At 21.6% G+C, this 988-nt stretch carries 2 protein-coding genes; both read left to right on the forward strand.

The window, feature by feature from the left end:
- Nucleotides 1-93 precede the first annotated feature (93 nt).
- Nucleotides 94-486: a hypothetical protein gene (locus BGI41_RS08210; RefSeq protein WP_088540213.1), complete on the forward strand. Its 393-nt coding sequence runs from the start codon at nt 94-96 to the stop codon at nt 484-486.
- A 15-nt stretch (nt 487-501) separates the two neighbouring features.
- Entirely contained in the window at nt 502-825 is a 324-nt protein-coding gene (locus tag BGI41_RS08215) for a hypothetical protein (RefSeq protein WP_088540214.1), read from the forward strand.
- Nucleotides 826-988: the final 163 nt, after the last annotated feature.

A 988-nucleotide genomic window follows, 5' to 3' on the forward strand; every position in this document is an offset into this window, starting at 1 on the left:
ATATATTTTAAATAAATTTCAATTAAACTTAGGATTAATTTTATTAATTATCAAATTAAATATTTATAGTAATTATTAAGCTTAGGTAATATTATGTCTTTATCAAATGATTTAAAAAAATTTATTTTAGCAAAAGGAGCAAAAGAAGTAGGTTTTGCTAATTTAGAAAATATGAATATAAATAATGTAAATGGTGAAAATTTAAATTTTAAAGTTAAATCGGGTATTTCTTTTTTTATTAATTTAGATCCTAAAGTTGTAAGTAATTTAGCTAATGGTCCAACTGAGGAATATTTAAATAATTATAATGTTCTTAATGAAAAATTAGATTTTATTGCAGTTGATGTTGGGAATTATTTAAAAGATTTAGGATATAATGCATATGCTCAAACAGTTTCTAGAACTGGACTTAACATAGTTTATGATGATGATTGTAACAATACAATTCCTTATAAAACTATTGCTACAAAAGCAGGTTTAGGTTGAATTGGTAGGTGTGCAATGTTTGTAAATAAGAATTATGGTTCTGCATTACGTTTATCATCTGTTCTTACAGATGCAGTACTTGATTATGGAAAACCAATTACAAGATCTTTATGTGGTGATAGATGTTTTGAATGTATGAATAATTGTCCTGGTGGTGCAGTTTCAGGACTTAAATGGAATACTAGTCTTAAAAGAGAAGATTTCTTTGATTATGAAAAATGTTTAAAAGCTGCTAAAGAAATTTCTTTTAAAAACTTAAATAAGGAATTAACTATTTGTGGTAAATGTATTTATAGTTGTCCTCATACACAAAAATTCTTACGTAAAGCTTTAAAATAGTTTTATTTAAACATATATAAAAATTTTAAAATTTATTTTTTACTTATTTTAAATTTTAGTTATATTTCTGTTTTATTAAATAATTTGGATTTAATATTTTTATTTACTTGTTTAATTAAAACCTTTTTTAATTATATATTTTTTATTTTTTTCTACTATATTT

Source organism: Methanobrevibacter sp. 87.7 (genome assembly GCF_002208625.1).
GTDB lineage: Archaea > Methanobacteriota > Methanobacteria > Methanobacteriales > Methanobacteriaceae > Methanarmilla.

Excerpts from the sequence above, each read along its gene's own strand:
- BGI41_RS08210 (WP_088540213.1), top strand. The coding sequence starts at position 94 with ATGTCTTTATCAAATGATTTAAAAAAATTTATTTTAGCAAAAGGAGCA.
- BGI41_RS08215 (WP_088540214.1), top strand. The coding sequence starts at position 502 with ATGTTTGTAAATAAGAATTATGGTTCTGCATTACGTTTATCATCTGTT.